At 39.6% G+C, this 23,681-nt stretch carries 25 protein-coding genes; 14 read left to right on the forward strand and 11 right to left on the reverse strand.

The genetic code is table 11. The features are described 5' to 3' along the window. Positions 1-20: 20 nt before the first annotated feature. Genes AC1W6K_RS05185 through AC1W6K_RS05195 form a run of 3 tightly spaced genes read right to left on the reverse strand, consistent with a single transcriptional unit; the run spans position 21 to position 2,248 of the window. On the reverse strand, positions 21-722 hold the full coding sequence (locus AC1W6K_RS05185) for a WbqC family protein (RefSeq protein ID WP_481719364.1): 702 nt from the start codon (positions 720-722) through the stop codon (positions 21-23). A 3-nt stretch (positions 723-725) separates the two neighbouring features. Beyond that, on the reverse strand, positions 726-1,748 hold the full coding sequence (gene thiL / locus AC1W6K_RS05190; RefSeq protein WP_481946703.1) for a thiamine-phosphate kinase: 1,023 nt from the start codon (positions 1,746-1,748) through the stop codon (positions 726-728). 50 nt (positions 1,749-1,798) lie between these two features. Further along, on the reverse strand, positions 1,799-2,248 hold the full coding sequence (locus tag AC1W6K_RS05195) for a hypothetical protein (protein WP_481719366.1): 450 nt from the start codon (positions 2,246-2,248) through the stop codon (positions 1,799-1,801). 92 nt (positions 2,249-2,340) lie between these two features. Between AC1W6K_RS05195 and AC1W6K_RS05200 the strand changes: the two genes are divergently transcribed. The 4 genes from AC1W6K_RS05200 (at position 2,341) to AC1W6K_RS05215 (ending at position 7,272) form a co-directional block, all read left to right on the forward strand. After that, the gene (locus tag AC1W6K_RS05200) at positions 2,341-2,580 is read left to right on the forward strand and encodes a cytochrome b5 domain-containing protein (protein WP_481946704.1); all 240 of its coding nucleotides are present in this window, start codon (positions 2,341-2,343) and stop codon (positions 2,578-2,580) included. After that, positions 2,577-3,425 (forward strand): N-acetylglucosamine kinase, encoded by an 849-nt coding sequence (locus AC1W6K_RS05205; protein ID WP_481946705.1) that lies wholly within the window; start codon positions 2,577-2,579, stop codon positions 3,423-3,425. Before AC1W6K_RS05200 ends, AC1W6K_RS05205 begins: the two co-directional genes overlap by 4 nt. A gap of 81 nt (positions 3,426-3,506) precedes the next feature. Beyond that, on the forward strand, positions 3,507-4,916 hold the full coding sequence (locus tag AC1W6K_RS05210) for a TonB-dependent receptor (protein ID WP_481719369.1): 1,410 nt from the start codon (positions 3,507-3,509) through the stop codon (positions 4,914-4,916). A 79-nt stretch (positions 4,917-4,995) separates the two neighbouring features. Continuing rightward, a complete protein-coding gene (locus AC1W6K_RS05215; RefSeq protein ID WP_481946706.1) occupies positions 4,996-7,272 on the forward strand; it encodes an ATP-dependent helicase in 2,277 nt (758 codons plus the stop codon). Here AC1W6K_RS05215 and AC1W6K_RS05220 read toward each other — a convergent pair. The 5 genes from AC1W6K_RS05220 to mutY form a co-directional block, all read right to left on the reverse strand. Beyond that, positions 7,262-8,137: a hypothetical protein gene (locus AC1W6K_RS05220; RefSeq protein WP_481946707.1), complete on the reverse strand. Its 876-nt coding sequence runs from the start codon at positions 8,135-8,137 to the stop codon at positions 7,262-7,264. The two genes, AC1W6K_RS05215 and AC1W6K_RS05220, sit on opposite strands and share 11 nt — an antisense overlap. A gap of 65 nt (positions 8,138-8,202) precedes the next feature. Continuing rightward, positions 8,203-9,159, reverse strand: a complete 957-nt coding sequence (locus tag AC1W6K_RS05225; RefSeq protein WP_481946708.1) for a hypothetical protein — start codon at positions 9,157-9,159, stop codon at positions 8,203-8,205. After that, on the reverse strand, positions 9,140-10,492 hold the full coding sequence (gene gldE / locus AC1W6K_RS05230; RefSeq protein ID WP_481719373.1) for a gliding motility-associated protein GldE: 1,353 nt from the start codon (positions 10,490-10,492) through the stop codon (positions 9,140-9,142). Before gldE ends, AC1W6K_RS05225 begins: the two co-directional genes overlap by 20 nt. Before the next feature lie 79 nt (positions 10,493-10,571). Further along, positions 10,572-11,033 (reverse strand): single-stranded DNA-binding protein, encoded by a 462-nt coding sequence (locus AC1W6K_RS05235; RefSeq protein ID WP_481719374.1) that lies wholly within the window; start codon positions 11,031-11,033, stop codon positions 10,572-10,574. Positions 11,034-11,093: 60 nt separating this feature from the next. Beyond that, positions 11,094-12,170: an A/G-specific adenine glycosylase gene (mutY, locus tag AC1W6K_RS05240; RefSeq protein ID WP_481946709.1), complete on the reverse strand. Its 1,077-nt coding sequence runs from the start codon at positions 12,168-12,170 to the stop codon at positions 11,094-11,096. 153 nt (positions 12,171-12,323) lie between these two features. On the opposite strand from mutY, the gene AC1W6K_RS05245 reads away from it, so the two are divergent. The 7 genes from AC1W6K_RS05245 (at position 12,324) to AC1W6K_RS05275 (ending at position 18,944) form a co-directional block, all read left to right on the forward strand. Beyond that, positions 12,324-12,620: an HU family DNA-binding protein gene (locus AC1W6K_RS05245; protein WP_395783160.1), complete on the forward strand. Its 297-nt coding sequence runs from the start codon at positions 12,324-12,326 to the stop codon at positions 12,618-12,620. A 22-nt stretch (positions 12,621-12,642) separates the two neighbouring features. Next, complete coding sequence (locus AC1W6K_RS05250) at positions 12,643-13,482, forward strand: tetratricopeptide repeat protein (RefSeq protein ID WP_481946710.1); 840 nt, start codon at positions 12,643-12,645, stop codon at positions 13,480-13,482. A gap of 334 nt (positions 13,483-13,816) precedes the next feature. Further along, positions 13,817-15,373 (forward strand): Rne/Rng family ribonuclease, encoded by a 1,557-nt coding sequence (locus AC1W6K_RS05255; protein WP_481719377.1) that lies wholly within the window; start codon positions 13,817-13,819, stop codon positions 15,371-15,373. Then, on the forward strand, positions 15,351-16,577 hold the full coding sequence (locus tag AC1W6K_RS05260) for a tetratricopeptide repeat protein (RefSeq protein ID WP_481719378.1): 1,227 nt from the start codon (positions 15,351-15,353) through the stop codon (positions 16,575-16,577). Before AC1W6K_RS05255 ends, AC1W6K_RS05260 begins: the two co-directional genes overlap by 23 nt. A gap of 38 nt (positions 16,578-16,615) precedes the next feature. Beyond that, positions 16,616-17,242: a 16S rRNA (guanine(527)-N(7))-methyltransferase RsmG gene (rsmG, locus tag AC1W6K_RS05265; RefSeq protein WP_481719379.1), complete on the forward strand. Its 627-nt coding sequence runs from the start codon at positions 16,616-16,618 to the stop codon at positions 17,240-17,242. Positions 17,243-17,251: 9 nt separating this feature from the next. Continuing rightward, complete coding sequence (locus AC1W6K_RS05270) at positions 17,252-18,238, forward strand: glycosyltransferase family 2 protein (RefSeq protein WP_481946711.1); 987 nt, start codon at positions 17,252-17,254, stop codon at positions 18,236-18,238. Position 18,239: 1 nt separating this feature from the next. After that, positions 18,240-18,944, forward strand: coding sequence for a DUF5672 family protein (locus AC1W6K_RS05275; protein WP_481946712.1), 705 nt, complete (start codon positions 18,240-18,242; stop codon positions 18,942-18,944). Between the two features lies 1 nt (position 18,945). Here the strand turns inward: AC1W6K_RS05275 and AC1W6K_RS05280 are convergent, their stop codons facing one another. Beyond that, a complete protein-coding gene (locus AC1W6K_RS05280; protein WP_481946713.1) occupies positions 18,946-19,287 on the reverse strand; it encodes a LytR/AlgR family response regulator transcription factor in 342 nt (113 codons plus the stop codon). A 281-nt stretch (positions 19,288-19,568) separates the two neighbouring features. On the opposite strand from AC1W6K_RS05280, the gene AC1W6K_RS05285 reads away from it, so the two are divergent. After that, positions 19,569-20,540, forward strand: coding sequence for an aldo/keto reductase (locus tag AC1W6K_RS05285; protein WP_481946714.1), 972 nt, complete (start codon positions 19,569-19,571; stop codon positions 20,538-20,540). Here the strand turns inward: AC1W6K_RS05285 and AC1W6K_RS05290 are convergent. Next, positions 20,521-21,231: a thioredoxin domain-containing protein gene (locus AC1W6K_RS05290; protein WP_481946715.1), complete on the reverse strand. Its 711-nt coding sequence runs from the start codon at positions 21,229-21,231 to the stop codon at positions 20,521-20,523. The genes AC1W6K_RS05285 and AC1W6K_RS05290 overlap by 20 nt on opposite strands. Before the next feature lie 132 nt (positions 21,232-21,363). Here AC1W6K_RS05290 and eno point away from each other — a divergent pair, with 132 nt between their 5' ends. Further along, on the forward strand, positions 21,364-22,641 hold the full coding sequence (gene eno, locus AC1W6K_RS05295) for a phosphopyruvate hydratase (protein ID WP_481946716.1): 1,278 nt from the start codon (positions 21,364-21,366) through the stop codon (positions 22,639-22,641). A gap of 6 nt (positions 22,642-22,647) precedes the next feature. Next, entirely contained in the window at positions 22,648-22,962 is a 315-nt protein-coding gene (locus AC1W6K_RS05300) for an FtsB family cell division protein (RefSeq protein WP_481719386.1), read from the forward strand. Between the two features lie 30 nt (positions 22,963-22,992). On the opposite strand, the gene AC1W6K_RS05305 is transcribed toward AC1W6K_RS05300, so the two are convergent. Further along, on the reverse strand, positions 22,993-23,652 hold the full coding sequence (locus tag AC1W6K_RS05305; protein WP_481719387.1) for an acetyltransferase: 660 nt from the start codon (positions 23,650-23,652) through the stop codon (positions 22,993-22,995). Between the last annotated feature and the right edge of the window lie 29 nt (positions 23,653-23,681).

Consider the following 23,681-nt stretch of genomic DNA (forward strand, 5'->3'; position numbering starts at 1 on the left):
TTTTACGGAGAAAGATTTCCTCAATCGAGTGTATAGCTAGTTAGCATTTCGCGAATTCGAGGAATATCATTCCACATCAATACATCTATCATCGATAACCCAGCCAAAAAATCAGGATTATTTCCCTGCGAATAAACGGGCAATTCACTTTCAATAAATTGCAACTCAACTCCCTGATGAGCAAAGCTAGGCTTATCATACAAAGCTTTGCCATTTGCAGCATTAACATAAACGGATTCCTTGAAAGACTTCGTGATTTCGATCAAACGTTCTGCCCGACCAAGCTCTGAGGACACCGAAAGTGTTGAGCTGTAATAAAATGCTTTTTTTAACCCTAGGTAATCCCAAGTTACTTTAACACTAGAACCCGCTAATTCAGCTAAACTGGATGGTTTTTCAACCAAAACCCCTTCAATCAAAGACATCACAGACTCTACATGTGGAGCTTTTTTATACGCCGAGCGCAGTTGAACTAAAAATTTGGACGGAAATTCAGAATTCCACGCAACGGTTGACTCTCGAATTGTTTTATTCTGACTTTGCTTTTCAAGCGGAATTGTAAACATAAAATCCTGGCCTTGCATCATAATTCGGTTACGATTAATCCATCCTTTTTTAATAAACATCACATCATCATACAACACAAAATGATCCACAGCTTGGACTAATTGAAAATAGCCTAAGTAAGGGAAAAAGTAAGGTTGCATGATTGCTACTGCCATGACTTATGCGCCGAATCCGGGGGCTGTTAGATTTACCAACTGATCTGATTTCATAACAATGACACGTTCATCTTGCTTATCAGTCATGTAACCAATCGCCGTGACATCCGAAATTTTTTCAATTTTCTCATAGTCGGCCTGCGAAACCGTAAAAACCAATTCATAATCTTCTCCCCCATTTAAGGCCGCGGTCAAAGGACTGAGATTGAATTCGGTTGCCGACAAATATGTCTCATCGTCTATTGGGATATTTTTTTCGAAGATACGTGCTCCGGTGGCTGATGCTTTACACAAGTGTAAAATTTCAGCAGCGAGGCCATCCGAACTATCAATCATGGATGTAGGAACGACCCCTAAATCCCGCATTTCATGTAAAATATCAAAACGCGCCATAGGTTTAAGCTGGCGTAATACCACATAGCTCTTATTATCTAATTCGGGCTGCATTTCTGGATTGGCCAAAAATACCTGCTTTTCACGCTCCAATGATTGAAGCCCAAGCAAAGCCCCTCCAAAATCTCCTGTAACACAAATAACATCATTGGGTTTCGCTCCGGAACGTTTCACTAATTCTGTAGAATCGACTACCCCAATCGCCGTGACAGAAACGATTAATCCTTGGGGAGAAGCCGTGGTATCTCCGCCCACTAGATCAATTTTGTATTCCTCACATGCATTTTTTACCCCCACATAAAGTTCCTCAACAGCCTCCACGGAGAATCGATTACTCAATCCTAAACCCAAAACGATTTGGGCAGGAATCGCATTCATCGCCGCCAAATCAGCCAAAGCCACACTTACAATCTTATATCCTAAATGCAAAAGTGGCGTATATGATAAATCAAAATGTACACCTTCAATCAATAATTCAGTGGTCGTAACGGTTAATTTTCCGCCTGAATTCAATACCGCCGCATCATCTCCAATGCCGACAGAAGTCCACCCTTGGTAAGTCTTAAATGGTTCGGCCAAACGATTAATCAATCCAAACTCCCCAATACTGCCTATTTCTGTTCTATTTTCCATATATAAAAAAAGCCGTCCTAATAGACGGCTAATCTGTCAAAATAATCTTTTTATGGGTTAACCAATGTTAATCCTACACGCTTATTACTTGCCTTAATGTAAGTTGCCAACGTCTCTAAGCCCAATGTTGTAGCAGTAGGGGTGCCTACTATTCGAAATTCAATTGTACCATTCGTACCCGTTGGAGCACCTTCAGAGCCTTTCAGATCGCTGAGCGTGATTTTGCTATTATCCGTTGCAAGCACGTATTTACCTGTAAATTGCTTGCCATCAAATTCGGTCAAAGTTACCGAGCCGGCCACACTTAGGTCTAATTTAAATTGTGCATACCCATTAACTAAATTAGAACTGCCTCCCTTGGTATATTGAGTCGTTCCATCCCATTGCGCAGAACTAACAGACCAAGATTTTTTAATCAATTCCGAAACGGGTGTTGGCTCATCTTTACTACAACCAAAAAACATGAAAGCCACAACCGCAATCCAAATAAAATTTTTCATCCTTCATTTATTTACGTTGTAAAATTAAAAATCTTTAGGAATAAAACGGGGTTTGGCACTTTTTATTTAGTTTCGTGCAAATTAAAATAACCGTGCTTACTGAGCTTCCTAATTTCACAAAATCACAATTATCTCTTCGCAATGGGCAAGATAGACCTGAAATTTGGATTGCATTTCAAGGCCTAGTCTACGACATGACCACATCAAAATTGTGGAAAAATGGCAAACATTATGAGCATTGGGCAGGACAAGACTTAACGTCTGAGTTGGCTGACGCTCCGCACACGGCAAACGTATTTGAAAAATTCACGCCAATCGGGAAATTAATATGATTTTAATCGTTGAAAGTGGTTCGACAAAAACCGAATGGCGCTACATTTCCGGCCCTACTCAAGCCTATGAAAGCTTCTTTTCAGACGGTATAAATCCGTATTACCAGTTGGCCGCCGACATCACCGCGGCCCAACGACCTACTTTGGAAAAACTAAGCCAAAAATCTATCCAGTATGTATTTTATTATGGAACGGGTATCGCGGATGAGGGTAAAAGTGAAATAATCAATCAAGTGCTTCGACCATTTGTGGGAGATGCCCAAATCTCGGTAGCAAATGACTTAATTGCCGCAGGCATCTCGTTGTGTGGAAATGAGCCCGGAATTGCTTGTATTTTGGGGACAGGTGCCAACTCGGGATATTTTGAGGAAGGAAAGCTAAAAGAGCAAATTCCACCCCTCGGATTTTGGTTGGGAGATGAGGGCAGCGGAGCGAACCTTGGTAAGCGGCTCGTGCTAACTTATTTACATCATGAACTACCGCTTGATTTACGTGAGTTATTTATTAAACGATTTGGATCATTGAGTAGGCTAGATATATTTGAACACGCCTATCAAAAAGAATTCCCCAATCGCTGGTTCGCAAGCTTTTCTAAATTTCTGTTTGACCACCGTAAACATCCATTTTGTTATGAGCTAATAGAAAAGGCATTTCAAGATTTTTGTCAATTGTATCTTGTTAAGTATGATTCTGCAAAAATGGTGCCCGTGCACTTTACGGGCTCGGTTGCATTTTATTATTCAGACATTCTAAAACGGGTTGTAACGAATTCTGGCCTACGTGTGGGAATCATTAGTGAGGCTCCTATGGCCGGGCTTACGCTTTTTCACAAAAAATTGATTTAGGATTTTTACAAGAAAATGAACCGAGCTTCCGGAATAATTTTTTAAATTGCACATCGCCTAAACACCATCAACAAAACACGCATGACAGCTTCTATGAAGTCCATTGGGACGAAACAAAAAGCATTGAACATCAACTTAGATCGTAGTATCTACGGGTCATTTGCTGAAATTGGAGCTGGGCAAGATGTAGCTGCTATTTTTTTCAAAGCTGGGGGTGCCTCAGGAACCATTGCAAAAACAATTTCCGCGTATGACATGGCCTTTTCTGATGCTATTTACGGAGAGGAAGAGTCAGGTAAATATGTTTGTGAGCCAAGATTAATGAAAATGCTCACGCGTGAATTTAAATTGTTGAAGGTTCGCTTGACTGATACGGCAGATGAAAAACGATTTTTTGCTTTTGCGAATACGGTCTCGGCGTTAAATTATCAAAAAACGAACGATGCGCATGGTTGGATTGGCTTGCGATTTCAACTAAAACCAAATGGGCCGGTAAACAATTTAGTTATCCACGTGAATATGCTGGATAACGACAATATTTTACAACAACAAGCGCTTGGAATTATCGGCGTTAATTTATTGTATGGATGTTTTTTCTTGCATGCAGATCCAGAAAAATTACTTTGTTCGTTGTTGGATGACTTGTCAACTGACCGTATAGAGATTGATATGATTCGTTTTGAAGGCGATGATTTTGCGGATGTTGACAATCGCCTGATGTCCTTATATCTGGTTAAACACGGATTTACACAGGCTGCCGTTTTCGGACCTGATGGAACGGTGATGCAACCTTATAATGCCTTATCTAAAAAACACATTATAGCTATTCGTGGCAGATTTAGGCCAGTGACTAACATATTTTTGGATATGTTGAAGAAAGGCCAAACGCAATTTGAACAAGAATCCGACGTAGATGATGATAAAATTTGCGTGTTATCAGAGCTGACATTACGTAATTTAGAAGATGGGTCCCATCATATAAATGAAAAAGATTTCTTAGATCGCGTAGACATTTTATGTTCTTTAGGTCAAACCGTTCTCATCTCAAATTTTCACGAGTACTTTAAGTTGGTTGCCTACCTATCCCAATTTTCGCCTTTGAAAATGGCATTAATCATGGGTATGCCAAACTTGGAATATATATTCGAAGAGAAACATTATGCCCAAGTAGATGGTGGAATTTTAACCGCGTTTGCTGATTTGTTTGGCCATAATATCAAGTTATATTTATATCCCACAATCGACGATAAAGGGGCGGTTTTGAATTTAAAGACCTTCAAAACTGTGCCACACCTTCGTGGCTTGTTGCACTATCTGCTCGACAACAAAAAGCTGGAAGATATCAAAAAGTCGGATGAAAAGTTGATGAATATCCGCACAGACCAAGTTCTAGCGATGATTCAGCAAGGGCCTGGAGATTGGGAAAAATTAGTCCCTGAATCAGTAGCTAAACAAATTAAGGAGCACGCCTTATTTGGTTTTCCGCAGTAACAAATTATCAGTTTAGCAGCCCATAAAGCGCCAAAAAATTCCTATTTTTGTTGCCCAATTGAACACTAAAAATCACTCAATGGATTATTTAGCAGGCCTTAATGAGCCCCAGCGACAAGCAGTTGAACATATCGATGGCCCGTTAATGATTATAGCAGGTGCTGGCTCTGGAAAAACCCGCGTCTTGACCTACCGAACGGCCCATTTGATCGAGAGGGGTATCGATCCTTTTAGTATTTTATTACTGACCTTTACTAACAAAGCAGCTGGCGAAATGCGCCATCGGATAGAAACTGTGATCGGTTCGCAAGCCAAAAATATTTGGATGGGAACTTTTCACTCCGTTTTTGCTAAAATTTTACGTTTCGAAGGGGCGCGTCTGGGGTATACATCCAATTTTTCTATTTACGATACGGACGATTCGAAATCACTAATTCGTGCGCTGATTAAAGAGCAGAATTTAGATGACAAAATTTATAAAGTCAATTTAGTCCTCAATCGAATTTCTAATGCAAAAAACAGGCTAATTGGTCCCGAACAATACATGGCTAGTTCGGTCCTGGAGCAGGAAGATCGCTTTGCGAAAATTCCGATGCTGGGTCAGGTGTATAAATTGTATTGCCATCGTTGTTTTCAGGCTAATGCCATGGATTTTGATGATCTCTTATTTCAAACTAATATTCTTTTTAGGGATCATTTAGACGTTTTAAACAAATACCAGCATAAGTTTAAGCATGTAATGGTGGATGAGTTTCAAGATACCAATGTGTCTCAATATTTACTCACGAAGAAACTTTCAGCTGTTAATCAAAATATTTGCGTGGTAGGGGATGATGCGCAAAGTATATACGCATTTAGAGGAGCGGATATCCAAAATATCCTGAATTTCGAGCGTGATTACCCTGATTTGGCAATGATTAAATTAGAGGAAAATTACCGGTCAACGAAAGCGATTGTGGCGGTAGCAAACTCGATTATCGCACGAAATAAATCGCAATTAAAAAAAGACGTATTTACGTCAAACGAAGATGGAGACCAGATTGAAATTATTCGAGCAGGTAGCGATAATGAGGAAGGGCGAATCATCGCATCGACTATTCTAGAAACGCGGCAGCGTGATGGACTGATCTGGTCGGACTTTGCTATTCTCTATCGAACAAATGCCCAATCACGTTCTTTCGAGGAGTCACTTAGGCGACTAAATATCAAGTATAAGATCGTAGGTGGATTATCTTTTTACCAACGAAAAGAAATTAAAGATGTGTTGGGCTACCTGCGATTTGTTGTCAATCAACAAGATGAAGAAGCGTTTAAACGTATTATCAATTTACCTAAACGAGGGATTGGCGATACGACAATTGCTAAAATCGCAATTACGGCAGCGGAACAGAATTCTTCTGTTTGGGACATTGTGGCTAATATTCAACAATTTCAAGGGGTTCGTGGGACGGCACCGATTGAGCAATTTGCCGACTTGATTAAGTCCTACAAGTTAATGGTGGAAGTGGATGGAAAAGATGCCTATGAAGTTGCCAGTCATGTAGCAAAAACATCTGGTTTAGTGCGTGAACTTTATGAAGACAAAACGGTAGAAGGGCTTGCACGTTATCAAAACGTTCAGGAATTATTAAATGCCGTCAAGCAGTTCGTAGATTCTGAGGAAAATGAAGACAAATCACTAGCAACCTTTTTGCAATCCGTTTCCTTGCTCACTAATGCTGATACGACAGAAGACCCCAATGACACAGATAAGGTCACATTAATGACCGTCCACTCAGCCAAAGGATTAGAATTTAAACACGTGTTTTTAGTTGGCCTAGAAGAAGACCTTTTCCCAAGTCAAATGATGCTACAGAGTCAGGCCGACCTAGAAGAAGAGCGTCGCTTATTTTATGTAGCGATTACGCGAGCGGAGAAAAAGCTGATGATTTCCTATGCGGAATCGAGGTATCAGTTTGGCCGATTAAAATCTTGTGAACCTAGCAGGTTTATAGATGAATTAGATAGCACCTATTTAAAGATGGCTAAAACACCTGGGAAAAAGGATGTGTCTAATTATCGCCCAGTACAAAAAACAGGGTTTGTTGAAAAATCAACAAATGTCTCAGCGGCTCAATTGATTCAGAAACCCAAGCAAAATACAAATTACCAACACGTTCCTTCGGCTGATTTCAAGCAGTCAGATCCGATGAGTTTACAAGAAGGACAGCGGGTCGAGCATCAAAAATTCGGCTTTGGAATGATTACTAAATTGGAGGTCAATGGGGCAGAACGCAAAGCACACATAAACTTTGAACAAGGAGTGGGGGAAAAAACGCTCTTATTAAGCTTCGCCAAATTGATGATTATTTCTTAGGCGTATAAAATATATGTGCCGGACTAGAAAAACTGGCTACCTCTGAAATGGTACTATACCCTTTTCCGTTTCGGTCAAAAGCTACTGCCTCACCTTGAGGTTCTAAAGCGCTTGGAACTATTTGAGGTTTGCGGCGTAAAGCATCAGCGAGTGATTCCGTTTTTCCTTTTTTCCAATAGTAGATTTCTAGATAATTACGAATAACTACCTCTTCATTAGAAACAGCAATATCCCCTCCTGTGATGTAATACAATTGTTTCAAAATAGTCAAATCGGAGGTTGGCACTGAAAAATTTAACTCTCGGATAAATTCAGCTTGATACAATTTATCTTCCTTACTAAATGAGGCTGCGGGAATACGATATAAATGTTTTCGGTCTTCGCGCTTTGAAATAATAAACATGTCACCCGAGATTTGGTCAACCAAAAGGCACTCTAAATCACGTGATCCATCGGGTAGTTGAAAGTGTACCGTTTGGGTACCATTGATGACACGCGTCAATGGATTAGATAATTGTAAGGAAGGTTCCAAAAAACGATGAATGGAATATACGGATTGATTGCTTGCATTATCACCGATATCTGCAATGTAAATATAGGTTTGGCCCGTTTTGTTTTGCCAGCGCCCCAAGGCCTCCCAATCGCGGTTTCGTAGTCCATTAATCAGAAATTCAACTTTACCTTGACCGTTTTGGCTTACCAAAAAGATACGGTTAATGTCCTCTGAATCATTGATGACCCAGTAAGACCCCGGATTCCTCCAAGACGCTACCATACCAGAGGCCTCATCGAGCTCCATATTAGAAACCTCACCTAAATCCTGCGTAGGCGCAAAATACGTTGTATTTAAATGGGAATCCTTCACGTAGAAAGATTGGCTTAGCCATATCAGAAGGCCCACAAAACCTAACTTTAACTGACCTTGCACCCTCACTTTTTCTTATAGAAATATAAACGAGCTGAAGTGCCTTCCCCAAGGGTATAATAGCCGGATCCGTCAGCTGCAAAACTAACTGCCTCTCCCTGAATTTCTTGGCCCGTTCCATCTGAATTAATCCCAGCATAAGTAACTTTTATAGGCGGCCTTTTCAATGCCGAAGGTATTGACTCTCCTGAACTGCGCTTCCAATAATGCATTTCGAAATAATTCTTAATCAATATCTCCGAATTATCAGCGGATACTGCACCACCAGAAATAAAATTTACCGAAACAACACGTGGATCCGCAATAATGGGTATCGAAAAGCTCAATTCTTGAACGAATTCTGCTTGGACGCGCGCTGATGGAACAACATTTGAGGCGGATATTTTGTAGAGGCGTTTATTATTTTCGCGTTTGGAGACGATAAATATATCTTTGGTTTTTTGATCAATCAAAAGGCATTCCATATCACGAGCTCCATCAGGCAACGTAAATTTCAATGAATTAACTGCCGTAATTTTAGTTGACGTACTCGCATTTACAACCGGTTCCCTAAACCAATAAATCGTGTAATCTGTGTATGCAGCATTATTATCGCCGAAATCAGCCACATAAACGGTTGCTGATCCATCCGATTCTCCCAAAATGGCCATGTCTTCCCAATCGCGATTCGAAGTGCCTGTAAGCTCAAATGCGCGATTTCCTTTTCCTTTATCATCAAAATAATAAAGTACGTTAGGGTTTCCAGAATCATTGTGCGACCAAAAATACCCTGGATTCACACGGCTTGCGGCTAAGCCAGATGCCTCTGATAGTCCTGGATTTTCTACATCCCCTAGGTCAATTGAAGGGAGAAATGTTGCACTTGCAGCGTCCGGTGCGACAGGAACTAGGCTGATATCACACGCATTTAGCAATAAAGAGCTAAAAAATAATAGACTGATTTTAATTAGTCGCTTCTTCATCCGGCTTTTCTTGTGTGGCTACTTTAACATGAACTTTTTTAACACGGCGCAAGTCAACGGATTGCACCTTAAATACAAATTTATCAAATGAAATTTCCTCGCCTGCATTGGGAATTCGAGCAAATAACTCAATCATCATACCGCCTAACGTTTCACTTTCACCTCGTACTTTTTCAAAATAGGTACTATCTAAATCAAAAACTTTACAAAAATCATTCAACGAGGTTTTGGCTTCAAAAACATATGAGGAATCATCGATACGCTTATAATCTTTCGTCTCATCATCAAACTCATCGTTAATCTCACCCACAATCTCCTCGATGATATCTTCCATGGTAACTAGCCCCTCCGTCTCGCCATATTCATTAACTACTACAGCCATATGAACGCGCTTTTCTTGAAAATCATATAATAAATCATCGATTTTCTTATTCTCAGGAACAAAAAATGGTTGGTGCAACAATGAAATCCAATCAAAATTTTCATCTTTATCTACGTGCCTCAGTAAATCTTTAATGTATAAAATGCCTTCAATTTTATCAATTGTGTCCTTAAAAACAGGAACTCGAGAGTACCCATTCTTATTGATTTTATCCATCAACTCATGAAAATCCATCTCCGTGTCAAAAGCAACAATATCACGACGCGCTTGCATTACAGATTTAACGGATGTATTACCAAAATTCAGAATACCACGCAAAATATCTTTCTCTTGTTCGGTTGTATTTTCGTCCGTGGTAATCTCTAAGGCATGATTTAATTCATGCGCGGTCAGCGTATATGATTTTTTTTCAATTCGTTTTTCAATCAAATTTGAAATTGCCAACAAAGATTTTGCTAAAGGCAAAAAGATCAACGTAAAGAATTCAATGAATGGAGAAGTAAAAAGGGCAAACTTGAGGTTATTTTGTTGAGCCCAAACTTTTGGAATCAATTCCCCGAAAAATGTGATAATAAATGTAACCCCAAATAACAAAAACAAAGTGACGACTAATGTTCCCACAGATTGTGGGCCCAAAATCATTTCTGTCAAATAATTAGACAGTGTAATAAAGATAATATTTACAAAATTTATAGCAATTAAAAGGGTTGCAAGTAATTGCTGAGGCTTATCCAAGAGAATACTGACCGCCTTTTCCGCAGATTTATCACTTTCGCGCAAAGCAATACGCTGGTCAGCATTTAAGGAAAAAAAAGCTACTTCTGAGCCGGCCAACAAAGCAGAGAGGCCAAGTAAGGCAAGTAAAATTAGGCCAATGACGAATACCGAAGTGTAGTTGAGCTGAGGCTCAAGAATGGTTACTAATTGAATCGTATAGGGGTCGGCGTCCATGTTATAAAATGCGCATTTGATGCAAATTTAAGAAAAAGGGAATAGAGTCGCCTATTATTCCCTTTTTCTTACATAAAATTTAAAATGGCAAAACATCCCCCTCTTCCATCATCGGCGGAAAGGCAGTCCCACTTGCTGATACGGCATTTCCCAGATTAACAGGTTCTGGCCGTGGTCGGGATTCAGGTGTTTCTCCGGCAGGTCGATCGTTCCGACTGCCGATTAAATTAAGTGAGGTAGCTCGAATTCTATAACCTCTTACTGTTGCACCAGCTTTGTCTTGCCATTCCTCTGAGCGAATTTTACCTTCAATGTAAACCTGATTACCTTTTTTTAGGTATTGCTCAGCAATATTGGCCAAATTGTCCCATAATTCAACACGATGCCATTCCGTCTGTTCGACCCGCTGGCCATCTTTTCCGGTATAAGATTCTGAAGTTGCGATGTTGATGTTCGCAACTTTCATTCCACTAGGCAATGCACGTACTTCTGGGTCCGCACCCAAATTGCCCAAAATAATCACTTTGTTTACTCCTGCCATGGTAATACTGTTTAAAGGTTAGGTTTATGTGAAATTGTTGGCTCAAATGTACCGCTTCTATTAAACAAGCAATTCATGTAAAACCAAATTATCAGTTATCATATTTAAAATCAAAACAGGTTTTCCGCATTTTTCGAAGTCCTGTGCATCCATCCACTGAAAATCCCCGAACATGGCTAGGTCAACAAAATCAGGAACTTGGATTAACCAGGCCCTCGAAAAAATTCGTTGGTGACTTAATAAATGCTTACCCGGAGACCTCAGTTCGGTGGTGGGGAAGGCCAGCAAATCTCCGAAAGGGCCAATGGCTTCAGGAAGCTCACAAAGTTGGCTCGTTTCATGCTGGACAAACTCCCACAGTCCTTGCCAAATATCTTTCTCGTGGCGCATATGCACCAGAACTCTATGTTTTTGAACAACAATGAAATAATTAAAATATCTATTTCGGGGGGCTTTCCCTTTCGATTTGATTGGCAATGTTTGCGTCCGATTAGTAGCGAAAGCCACACATGAAACTCGAAGTGGGCATGTTTCACAAGCAGGCACCGGACTGCATTGCAAGGAACCAAACTCCATAATGGCTTGATTAAAAGTTGCCGCATACGCTCGTGGGATTAAACTTTGGGCTATCTCTGTAAATTGTTTCCGTGCGGAAGAGTGCCTGATATCTGTTTCAATACCAAAATAGCGTGAAAGAATACGAAAAACGTTCCCGTCCACAACGGGGACTGATTCATCAAAAGCAAATGAGGCGATAGCTGCGGCGGTGTACGGACCAATTCCGGGCAATTGCACAAGCTGCTCGTACGTCTGCGGGAACTCGCCATTAAATTTTTCGACCACTAAACGAGCCGTTTTATGCAAATTCCGCGCCCGACTGTAATACCCCAAACCCTGCCAATTACGAAATAATAATGCCTCATCCGCTTTGGCAAGATGATTAATGGTCGGAAAGACATGTACTAATTTATGAAAATAGGGCAACCCTTGTGCCACGCGCGTCTGTTGGAGTATAATCTCAGATAACCAAATCACATAAGGATCTCGCGTTTGACGCCAAGGAAGTTCGCGCGCATTTGCAGGATACCAGGCTAACAAACTCTCAGAAAAGGGATGCAGTGCGTCTTTATTCATCATCTGACTCAAATATACGGTCTACATTCAAAATTTTAATTTTTATTCGAGCTTTTCATTTGCCTCTGTTAAAGAAAAGCCTTACTTTTGTGTCCCTTTTGGAATAAGAGGAAAGCGTAAAATTCAATCAACGATTAACTTAAAGAATTCATTACCGTGACTAAGGCAGATGTAATTGCTGAGATTTCCAGCAAAACAGGGATTGATAAGAAAGATGTTTCTGAAACGTTAGAGAACTTCTTTCAGGTTGTAAAAGACAATTTAGCGAATCAGGAAAACATTTATGTTCGTGGATTTGGGAGTTTTATAAATAAGAAAAGGGCTAAAAAAATTGCTCGTAATATTTCTAAAAATACGTCTATTACTATTGAAGAGCATTTCGTGCCAAGCTTTAAGCCGGCAAAGGTGTTTATAGAACAAGTTAAAACAAGCACTGACCCTGCAAAAGCTTAATTTATTAAGTTAGGTCAATAAAATGAATAAAACGCTTGCGCTCATTTTATGTATTGGCCTGGGATTAAGTGCCCTCATATTTCAATTACCGAAAGGGAATGTGAGTAACAAACCTGGAGAAGTTTCCTCTGGTGAAGCAAATCGTGACGCTGGAAATACTCCAAAAGCTAAAGTCGAGGAAGAAGCTCACGCTACTCCACTGACTCCAAGCCAGCAGAAACAAATAGCTCAGTTAAAAGCTAATTTGACAACAGCAAAAACTGAAGCCCTTCAAGTAGGTGCTTTAGAGAATTTGGCAACAACTTTTATTCAGCTTGACAAATACGACAGTGCAGCTTATTATGCTGCTCAGTTTGCGGACCAGCATCCCGAATTGTCTAACGTTCTGCGTGCAGGACAATTGTATTTTGAAGCACAAACGTTTGCCATTAATGTATCAAAAGGGAAATTAATGGGGGAGAAAGCCCGAAATTATTTTGAAAAAGCGTTAACGCTAGATCCGAATAACCTATTGGTTAAGACGAACATGGCGATGACTTATGTAGATACACCTACACCGATGAAGGGAATTACACTTCTGAGGGAAGTAATTGAACAAGAGCCGACTTTTGTGCCGGCGATTTTCAATTTGGGGATATTAGCCATTAAATCGAATCAGTTTGGCAAAGGCCAAGAACGATTCACACAAATATTGAAGCTGGAACCTACTAACTTTAAAGCCGCTTTAAATCTCGGTTTTTGTTTAGCCCAGTTAGATAAAGAAGTCGAGGCAAAAAAGATCTTAAAACGTGTTCTTACAGAAAGTAAAGATGCGCAAGAGGTCAAAGCCGCGAAAGAATTGCTCGCAGAAATGCAGCATTAAACATTGTTGAGTTCATTTATATGAACTTCTCAAAAAATAGAAAAGCTGAAAGTCAGCTTGGTAAATTATTAAAAACTTAAACGCTAAAAGCTATGCCTTGCGGAAAGAAAAGAAAACGTCATAAGATTTCAACACACAAACGTAAAAAACGTCTTCGTAAAAATCGTCACAAGAAGAAATAGTAACAGCTAACATTCTTCATTTTTAGATTGTAAGACATACCCAAAGACAGGCATTTTATTTAGCAATAAATAGCCTGTTTTTGGCGTTCGCTTACCTGTATATTATATATTTGGGTTTTACGCCTGAATGAACATTCTTCTCGTCAAACATTGTGAGTAATGAACTAATCATAAATTCCACACCCAAGGGTGATCGAATTGCCCTTTTGCATGACAAAAGGATTGTTGAATACCACATCGAACAGTCGGAACCACAATTCTCCGTTGGAGATATTTATATAGGTACGATTAAGAAATTGGTTTCGGGATTAAATGCCGCATTTATTGATATAGGTTATGAAAAAGATGCATTCTTGCACTATCATGATCTTGGGCCAAATTTAGCTACCCTTCAAAAATTCACTCGGGATGTTTTAACCAAAAAAGGTAAAAATGTTCGGATTGAGAATTATAAATTAGAAGAGGAAATTGACAAATTAGGCAAAGTAGAGAAAGTATTAACTCGTGGTCAGTTAGCCCTTGTTCAAGTGGTTAAAGAACCGATTTCCACTAAAGGTCCTCGGTTATCTTGCGATATTTCCATTGCAGGAAGATTCCTTGTGCTTGTTCCCTTCTCTAATGGAGTGAACATATCGAAAAAAATCACGTCCAAAGCGGAGCGTAATCGCTTGCAAAAGCTCATGAGCTCCATTAAACCCAAAAACTATGGTGTCATTGTACGGACCGTAGCCGAAGGGAAGGCCGTTGAAGAAATGGAGCGTGACTTGAAAGAGTCTATCGCGAAATGGGAGGACGGAATCAAAAAATTGGTAGACGCAAAACCGGCCGACCGGATTATCGGAGAGATGAGTCGGGCTACCTCCATGTTACGCGATTTATTGAATAATGACTTTGATAACGTCATTGTGGATAGCCCAGATTTATACAATGAGGCCAAAGAATATGTCCACAACGTCGCTCCAGAAAAAGAGAAAATCGTTAAGCTCCATACCGGAAAAACAAAATTGTTTGAACAAGTAGGTATTGAAAAACAACTTAAAATGTTGTTTGGCCGCTCTGTTTCACTTCCTGCTGGTGGGTACCTTATCGTAGAGCATACAGAGGCACTCCATGTAATCGATGTGAATTCTGGAAACAAATCCAATTCAGAAGATGACCAAGAAGCCACTGCTTTAAGTGTAAATAGAGAAGCTGCCAAAGAAATTGCGCGGCAATTACGTTTACGTGATATGGGTGGCATTATTGTTATCGACTTCATTGACATGAAAAAAGCGGATAATCGCAAGATGATCCAAGACATCATGCGCGATGAAATGCGTGGCGACCGTTCAAAATACACAATCTTACCATTAACCAAATTTGGATTGATGCAGATTACACGCCAACGGGTTCGTCCTGAAATGAACGTGTCTACGCACGAAACTTGTCCAAGTTGCGCAGGAACTGGCAGTATTACGGCCAGCATTGCTGTATCTGAAATTATCGCCCAGCATGTCGAGCATCTAGTAACAAAGCAGAATGAGAAAAAATTAACCTTATTGGCTCATCCATTCTTGTCGGCTTACTTTACCAAAGGTTTCCCATCGATTCGGATGAATTGGTTTTTGAAATACAAAACATGGATCTCCATTATGGAAGACTCCTCATTTGGCATTACAGAATTTAAGTTCTTAAACCAAAATGGAGATGAAATTGAAATATCATCTTAAGTGTTTTTTACTACTGATTAGTTTACTACCATTGGCCTTCAACATGCAAGGTCAATGGTGGAAATTAACTGAAGAGGCTGAAAAAGAACGTTCCAAAGGGATGCTACTTCTTACCGCCGAAGTGCAAATTGAGGCAACTACTGCCATCAATCAAATGTACAACTTTCACTTCCCCGAAGCTGAACGCGAATTCAATTACCTAAAAGTCAAATACCCCAAACATCCCCTACCCGATTTCCTTCTCGGCCTTATGCAATGGTGGAAAATTGTACCCAACACCAAAAGTGAAGTATACGATGAGCGACTAATCCAATACATGGATAGTAGCATTGAAAAAGCAGAGCTTATTTGGGACGAAACAGAAAACCCTGAAGCCGCTTTCTTTATGGCTGCAGCTTATGGATTCAAAGGACGATTACATGCAGAAAGGAAGAATTGGACTCGAGCTACATTAGCCGCCAAAAATGCCTTGAAATACCTCGAATATTCACGAAATTTTTCCGACTTCAGTCCTGAGCTCATGTTTGGTGACGGCTTGTATAATTATTATTATCATTTTATTAAGCAAAATTTTCCCTTGTTAAGGCCCGTACTTTGGCTATTTCCAAAAGCCAATAAACTACAGGGAATCAAACAATTAGAACAAGTAAGCTACCAAGCTTTTTATACCCGAACCGAAGCGCGTTATTTCTTATTGCAAATTTATGCCATGGAAAATATGGCAGATAAGTCATATGACATGGCTAAATACACGCACGAAAATTTTCCGGAAAATCCATTTTTTCATCGGTATCATGCGCGGGCAGCTTTTATGGTGGGCAAATTAGACGAAGCTGAGGAACAAGCCAAATCAATCCTTGATCGCATCGAAAAACACCAAGTCGGCTATGAAGGAGTCTCCGGACGATATGCCAGCTATATCCTTGGATATTATAATTTATATGTTTTTAAAAACACGATTGAAGCGAAAAAACGCTTTTTGCAGTGCCTGGAATTCAGCAAGCAAACGGATGGAATGGAATCGGGCTACTATTGGGCCTCCGTTTTGGGCCTTGCACGTATCGCTTTTCAAGAATCAAATTATGATTTAGCTGTCAGCTATTGTAAAGAAGTATTAGACAAGGCAGATAAAAAATCAGCCCAACATACCGAAGCAAAAAAGCTCCTATCAGAATCAAAAAAGGCAAGAAGAAGGCAAAAATAGGTACGATATTTGCGTATCTTTGGGGCTGAAAATCGACTATGAAAGCGGAATTAATTAAAAAGTATTTTCCCGAAATTACGGAAACACAATTCCAGCAGTTCGAACAATTGTTCCCCTTATATGAAGAATGGAACGAAAAAATCAACGTCGTTTCCCGCAAGGACATCGATAACTTAATGATGCATCATGTGTTGCATTCATTGGCAATCGCCAAATTCATACAATTTAGACCAGGCACGGAAATATTAGACGTAGGTACTGGAGGTGGATTTCCCGGTATCCCATTAGCAATCCTATTTCCTGCATGTACATTTTTGCTAGTTGATAGTATTGGTAAAAAAATAAAAGTTGTCGAAGGTGTCACAGAAGGACTTGGATTAACAAATGTACAGGCCCAACATATCCGTGCAGAAGATGTAGATCAAGACTTTGAATTTATTGTTAGTCGGGCCGTCACACGCCTAAGCCCTTTTTTCTATTGGGTACGAAATAAAATTAGTCCCAACCATTTTCATTCGAAAAAAAACGGTTTAATCTTGCTTAAAGGAGGCGATTTAAAAGAAGAAATTGAGGAATTAGAACGCAAAACAAAAGTTGTCAAACTTCCTTCTTATTTCGAAGAGCCATTTTTTGAAACGAAAAAACTCGTATACGTTCCTATGTAATTTATTGATATGGAGTCAATTTCAGTAGCTTTATGTACGTATAACGGGGAAGAATTTCTACCCAAACAGCTTGATTCAATCAAACAACAAACATGCCAAGTGCATGAGCTTATCGTTTGCGATGATGGATCACGCGACGCGACGCTTACGATATTAGAGAAATTCAAAGACTCTGTTTCTTTTCCCGTACACATTCACCAAAATAGCAGCAATTTAGGAAGTAGTAAAAATTTTGAGCAATGCCTCCAAAAATGTTCAGGAGAAATCATTTTTTTATGTGACCAAGATGATGTTTGGATGCCAAACAAAGTAGAAATAATGCGCGCGTACTTTCAGCGAAATCCTACTCAGGATGCCGTTTTTTCGAATGCTCAGATAATTGATCAACGCGGGCTAAAAACCGGGAATACGTCTTTTAATCAAATAGAATTTAATCAGGAGGCACAGGCCAAATGGCTTGCAGGTGGATCATTTGAAATCCTGTTAAAAGGATATGTAGTCACGGGAGCTACTATGGCTATACGAAAAAATTGTTTGCCCGATTTGATACCCGTTCCAGATATTATCCCCGAATTAATCCATGATGGATGGATGGCGCTTAAATTGGCTATACATAATCAAATCGGGTATATAGCTGAGCCTTTGATTCAGTATCGGGAACATGAAAGCCAGCAAGTCGGATTGAAGGCGAAAAATGAGCGCGTTTCTTTAGTAGATCGATTCACTCGAACCAGAGATGATAAACTATCACGGATTGAGAAAAAATATCAGGATGCAAAAGCGCTCTATTTATATATATCCTCCTTACCTAATATCCCTGCTGACGTAATCGAAAAAATTGAACATAGGCATGAATTTTATTCCATGCGCGCACAATTACCAGCAAATCGATTGAAAAGAATACCCCCAATTTTAAAATATGTACTTGCAGGCTCATATAAAAAATTGGAGGGCGGGAAATGGTGGAGACCCATTTTAGGTGATTTATTTGAATAGCATGCAACAAGTAGCAATCGTCATTCCTGTCTATCAAGCAAAGCTTTCCAAAAATGAGCAGATTTCGTTGCGTCAGTGCCAACGAGTTTTAGGAAAACATCCATTAATTATTGTTGCACCACACCAACTAAATACAGATTTTCTCACTGAATACATCGACGCCTACACAGTTATTCGATTCCCTGACACCTACTTCGTAAGCCCAAAGACTTATAATCATTTACTGGTTAGTGAGGCATTTTATCAAGCATTCATCGAATTTGAATATATACTGATTTACCAATTAGATGCCTACGTATTTGAAGATCAATTACTTGCCTGGTGCAAGAAAGGGTATGACTATATAGGAGCACCTAAATTAAAAAAGGCCCATTTTACAGGTGAAAGTACCCTATTACATGAGCCAATACTAATGAATGGTGGATTATCGTTGCGAAATGTCAAATCACTACTTCGCTACATTAGATACTATGGATATTTTTTCAATGAATGGAAAGCAAACGAAGATGCCATGTTCTCGTTCGCACAACGTCGCTCCTATCCCTTTAGGTGGCTTTTGAAATTACCAAATTGGCAGGACGCACTCGCGTTCTCTATTGAAAAAAATCCTGAAATTGGTGTAAAATTGCTTGGCGGGGCCTTGCCATTTGGGTGTCATGCGTGGGAAAAATATAGCCCAAGCTTCTGGCAAAAACACATTCGCTAAATTATGCGAGCGTTTGAAAATATTCTTTTAATGGGCGAACTTGTCTTCGTGAAATTGAAATCACTTCCTCATTAACCAAACGTATCGTTTTTTGTGATTTGAAATCAATGTGCACAATGGCTGAAGGGTTAATCAAAGCAGATTTAGAAGGGCGAATAAAACCATCCTCGCTTAGCAAATTCGCAAAATACTTTAGCGTACGACAAGAAAGAATTTTACGGCCGTCTTTCAGGAAAAAATTAGAATAATTCCCTTCACCGCGAATGAATAAAATATCAGAGGAGGGAATGCTTAAAGTGCCCAATAAAATTGTACTTAAAACTTCTTTTTCGTTGACCTCCATAGCTTAACAAATGTTAATTTTCAAATCAAATTTAGATTAAAGTGAAAGGGGAAATGAGAAGATTTGTGTTATTTGTGTTATTGTTGTATTTAATGTTTAAAATCACTTATTAAAAGGTAAAACAAAATATATTTATAATACGTATAAACATATTTATATCCATCAAGCATAAATTGAATAGGTAAAACCTAAATTGAAATATAGCCAAAAACGTAATAAACGGGACACTAATTAAAGGATTTAAATGCTACATTTAAACTCAAAAAAACAGCCATAAATATATGAAAACAAGGAGATTTGGAAGAACAGAATGGAACGTAAGTGAAATGGGCTACGGAATGTGGGGACTGGCAGGATGGACGGGCTCAGATATAGAAGAAGTTACTAAATCATTAGACCATGCTGTATCACTTGGATGTAATTTCTTTGATACGGCTTGGGGGTACGCAGAAGGGAAAAGTGAACAAATTTTAGGCGCATTGGTTAAGCGTCATTCAGACACCAAAATATATGCTGCAACAAAAATTCCTCCAAAAAATTTTACGTGGCCTTCTAAATCTGGATTTCTTTTAAAAGACTGCTTCCCGGCAAACCACATTGTTGAATACACCGAAAAAAGCTTAAAAAATCTAGGGGTTGAGCAAATTGACCTACAGCAATTCCATGTTTGGGAAGATGCGTGGGCGAATCAGGATGAGTGGCAATTAGCGGTTGAAAAGCTAACAAAAGAAGGGAAAGTTGCTCATTGGGGCATATCTGTGAATCGGTGGGAGCCAAATAATTGTTTAGAAACATTGAAGACAGGTCATATTTCATCCGTACAAGTGATTTATAACATTTTCGATCAAAACCCAGAGGATTTACTTTTCCCTCTTTGCAGAGAATTAGATGTCGCCATTATTGCACGTGTACCTTTTGATGAGGGCACTTTAACGGGAACCATGAACTATGACACTAAATTCCTCGCAGACGATTGGAGGTCGACCTATTTTGTTCCTGAAAATTTAATTTCCAGTGTTGATCATGCGAATGCACTAAAGCCGCTTATTCCTGAAGGTATGGATATGCCCGAAATGGCATTACGATTTATCTTATCAAACCCAGATGTGGGAACAATTATACCGGGCATGCGCAAGACAAATCACGCAGCAAATAACATTGCCAGTTCAGATGGAAAGGGGTTGCCAACAGATTTACTTAACAAATTAAAACTTCACAGATGGGATCGCGAGCCTACTGAATGGTCCCAGTAGCCTGAACAAATAATTCTTTGAGTTTTGGCTCTTCACGAAATCCCGATGTTTTTTGCAGTAATTTGCCCTGGCGGAATACGATAAAACTTGGGATTTCATCTATTCCATACGCCTGAAGTATGGACTGATTGCCGTCGGCCTCCACTTTTAGGACAGTCACTTTCCCTTTAAACTCCCCTGCCAATTTATCCACAAAAGGCATCATTTTTAAACATGGAGCGCACCATTTGGCATAAAAATCAATTACGACCGCATCATTATCTTTAACTAATTTTTCAAAATCAGTCAAACTCCAAGCAGCATCATGCTTAACAGCTGGAACTCCTTCTAATGGCTTCATTTTGGTCGTCCATTTCAAATATCCACCCTGTAACTCGGTTACTTGAAAACCTTTGGCTCGCATCACTTCAGCAGCTTGTGCAGAACGCCCACCCGAAAGGCAATAAATGAGCACAGGCTGGCTCTTGTCCAGTTTATCTATTTCCTGAGCAAAAGAATCAGACCGAAAATCGATATTTTGCGCTTTAGGTAAATGGCCTCCACCAAACTCACCAGACGTACGTACATCTAACAATGTAGCCTTAGGCAATTCCGTGATTTTGGCTGAAAAGGATTCAACATCAACGACTTGAGCTTTAACAGTAAAACAAGAGAAGGTTAAAAACAGGATTAGAAAGGAATAATTTTTCATTTTGAAAGGAAGCAAGGTTATATAATCATGATTAAACACAAATTCATCTAAAATTATCCAGATTTTGCGTTATTTTGCAAGGCAATTTAAGCAATTACATCGTAATCATTTATTCACACTAACAATAAAAAGATGAGTGCAATACAGTACGTACACGCCAGACAAATTTTAGATTCACGCGGAAATCCAACAATCGAAGTAGATATTAAGACGGAAGACGGTGCTTTTGGTAGAGCGGCAGTTCCTTCTGGAGCTTCAACTGGTATCCATGAGGCTGTTGAACTTCGTGATGAAGATAAATCAGTATACGTTGGCAAAGGCGTTTTAAAAGCTGTTGAGAATGTTAACAGAGCTATTGCTGAAGAATTATGGGGCTTAGAAGTTTCTGAGCAAAACATGATTGACCGTTTAATGATTGAATTAGATGGTACGTCAAATAAAGGCAAATTAGGAGCAAATGCTATTTTAGGTGTTTCAATGGCCGTTGCGAAAGCTGCTGCACAAGAAGCAGGATTACCTTTATATCGTTACATTGGTGGAGTTAATGCCAATACATTACCAGTTCCCATGATGAACATCCTGAATGGTGGATCACATGCCGACAACTCAATTGACTTCCAAGAATTCATGGTAATGCCTGTGAAAGCGGAGTCGTTCTCACATGCGTTGCGTATGGGTACGGAAGTTTTTCACGCGTTGAAAGGTGTGTTAAAATCAAAAGGATATTCGACAAACGTTGGCGATGAGGGTGGTTTTGCGCCGAACATCAAATCAAACGAAGAGGCAATCGAAATCGTATTGCAATCCATCGAGAAAGCGGGTTACAAGCCAGGTGAAGAAATTTTCATCGCCATGGATGCCGCTGCTTCTGAATTCTATGATGAGAAAACAGGCCTTTATACATTCAAAAAATCGGATGGCAAGCAATTGAATAACATGGAAATGGCTGCTTATTGGAAAACTTGGGCAGACAAATATCCTATTATTTCAATCGAAGACGGTATGGCTGAAGATGATTGGGCTGGCTGGGCTGAGCAAACTAAATTAATAGGCTCTAAATGCCAGTTAGTTGGCGACGATTTATTCGTCACAAACGTAAAGCGCTTACAAGAAGGTATCGAAAAAGGAGTAGCAAACGCGGTATTAGTTAAGGTAAACCAAATTGGTTCATTAACTGAAACAATTGATACGGTGAACTTAGCGAAACGCAATTCATACAAAAACATCATGTCACACCGTTCAGGAGAGACGGAAGATGCGACAATTGCCGACTTAGCTGTTGCGCTGAATACGGGTCAAATCAAAACTGGTTCTGCGTCTCGCTCTGACCGTATGGCTAAATACAACCAATTGATTCGTATTGAGGAAGAATTAGGGGCAAATGCCTATTTCCCAGGATTGAACTTCTAAGAAATAATGAATTTTGTCAAAAGGCTTTTTTGGGGAGAATATCGCTTTTATTCGATTTCAACAAGCGTCCTATTTGTTTGGATGTTTATCTTGGATTCGAATGACCTGACAATACAATATCGTTTGTGGAGTGAGTTAAGTGATATGAAAGCTGAAAAAGCCTTTTACCAACAAAAAATCAAAGAATTAGAAAAGGAAAAACGAATGGTTATCGGGAATCCGGCACTGTTGGAAAAATACGCCCGCGAAAAATACCTCATGAAGAAACCGAAACAGGACATCTTTGTGATTGTCGACGAGGCAAACCAACCCATTGAATAACAATAAGCCCTTCTATTGAAGGGCTTATTGTTATATTTTAATATCCTTACTAGATATCGCAGCTTTCTCAGCAGGATTACCTTTCCAGATACTCCAAGGATCTGTTTTTTGACGGGTGAGATTTGCTCCCATGGCGATTAATGTGCCCTCTCCAATGATTGTCTGATCTCGAATTGTTGCGTTAACACCTATGAAACTATATTCACCTACATGGCATCCACCTGACAAAACCACATGTGATGTAAAGAATACGTGATCCCCAATCGTACCATGATGACCAATGTGATTCCCAGACCATAACACGACATTATTCCCAATTTTCACATAAGGCTGAATCGTATTATCTTCTAAAATGAAACAATTCTCCCCTATTTGATCCGTTAATACGGTCGCATGAGAGCTGATATAGGAAATGTACGAATACCCCTTTTCCAAGCCTTGCTCATATACACGCGCTCGAACGCGATTCATATTTTTTTCCGTCAAAGGTGCAAAAAATTTGAACTCCGAAGGCGAATAAATTTCTTCTACTGTCTCAAATGGAACCAAAGGTAATCCATGAAATGTAGGCTCTTCAATGTAATCTTGCTCAACCGTAAAGGCAACTACCTCATGATCTGAGTCATGCTGCAAATAATAAAGAGCCAGTTCGGCGGTTTTGGTATTCCCAAAAATAACAACTTTAGCCATAAATGATTTTAAAACAAATAAAGGTAAAA

The organism is Aquirufa sp. (assembly GCF_964796385.1).

Excerpts from the sequence above, each read along its gene's own strand:
- AC1W6K_RS05185 (WP_481719364.1), bottom strand. The coding sequence starts at position 722 with ATGGCAGTAGCAATCATGCAACCTTACTTTTTCCCTTACTTAGGCTAT.
- thiL (WP_481946703.1), bottom strand. The coding sequence starts at position 1,748 with ATGGAAAATAGAACAGAAATAGGCAGTATTGGGGAGTTTGGATTGATT.
- AC1W6K_RS05195 (WP_481719366.1), bottom strand. The coding sequence starts at position 2,248 with ATGAAAAATTTTATTTGGATTGCGGTTGTGGCTTTCATGTTTTTTGGT.
- AC1W6K_RS05205 (WP_481946705.1), top strand. The coding sequence starts at position 2,577 with ATGATTTTAATCGTTGAAAGTGGTTCGACAAAAACCGAATGGCGCTAC.
- AC1W6K_RS05210 (WP_481719369.1), top strand. The coding sequence starts at position 3,507 with ATGACAGCTTCTATGAAGTCCATTGGGACGAAACAAAAAGCATTGAAC.
- AC1W6K_RS05215 (WP_481946706.1), top strand. The coding sequence starts at position 4,996 with ATGGATTATTTAGCAGGCCTTAATGAGCCCCAGCGACAAGCAGTTGAA.
- AC1W6K_RS05225 (WP_481946708.1), bottom strand. The coding sequence starts at position 9,159 with ATGAAGAAGCGACTAATTAAAATCAGTCTATTATTTTTTAGCTCTTTA.
- gldE (WP_481719373.1), bottom strand. The coding sequence starts at position 10,492 with ATGGACGCCGACCCCTATACGATTCAATTAGTAACCATTCTTGAGCCT.
- AC1W6K_RS05235 (WP_481719374.1), bottom strand. The coding sequence starts at position 11,033 with ATGGCAGGAGTAAACAAAGTGATTATTTTGGGCAATTTGGGTGCGGAC.
- mutY (WP_481946709.1), bottom strand. The coding sequence starts at position 12,170 with ATGATGAATAAAGACGCACTGCATCCCTTTTCTGAGAGTTTGTTAGCC.
- AC1W6K_RS05250 (WP_481946710.1), top strand. The coding sequence starts at position 12,643 with ATGAATAAAACGCTTGCGCTCATTTTATGTATTGGCCTGGGATTAAGT.
- AC1W6K_RS05260 (WP_481719378.1), top strand. The coding sequence starts at position 15,351 with ATGAAATTGAAATATCATCTTAAGTGTTTTTTACTACTGATTAGTTTA.
- rsmG (WP_481719379.1), top strand. The coding sequence starts at position 16,616 with ATGAAAGCGGAATTAATTAAAAAGTATTTTCCCGAAATTACGGAAACA.
- AC1W6K_RS05270 (WP_481946711.1), top strand. The coding sequence starts at position 17,252 with ATGGAGTCAATTTCAGTAGCTTTATGTACGTATAACGGGGAAGAATTT.
- AC1W6K_RS05275 (WP_481946712.1), top strand. The coding sequence starts at position 18,240 with ATGCAACAAGTAGCAATCGTCATTCCTGTCTATCAAGCAAAGCTTTCC.
- AC1W6K_RS05280 (WP_481946713.1), bottom strand. The coding sequence starts at position 19,287 with ATGGAGGTCAACGAAAAAGAAGTTTTAAGTACAATTTTATTGGGCACT.
- AC1W6K_RS05285 (WP_481946714.1), top strand. The coding sequence starts at position 19,569 with ATGAAAACAAGGAGATTTGGAAGAACAGAATGGAACGTAAGTGAAATG.
- AC1W6K_RS05290 (WP_481946715.1), bottom strand. The coding sequence starts at position 21,231 with ATGAAAAATTATTCCTTTCTAATCCTGTTTTTAACCTTCTCTTGTTTT.
- eno (WP_481946716.1), top strand. The coding sequence starts at position 21,364 with ATGAGTGCAATACAGTACGTACACGCCAGACAAATTTTAGATTCACGC.
- AC1W6K_RS05300 (WP_481719386.1), top strand. The coding sequence starts at position 22,648 with ATGAATTTTGTCAAAAGGCTTTTTTGGGGAGAATATCGCTTTTATTCG.
- AC1W6K_RS05305 (WP_481719387.1), bottom strand. The coding sequence starts at position 23,652 with ATGGCTAAAGTTGTTATTTTTGGGAATACCAAAACCGCCGAACTGGCT.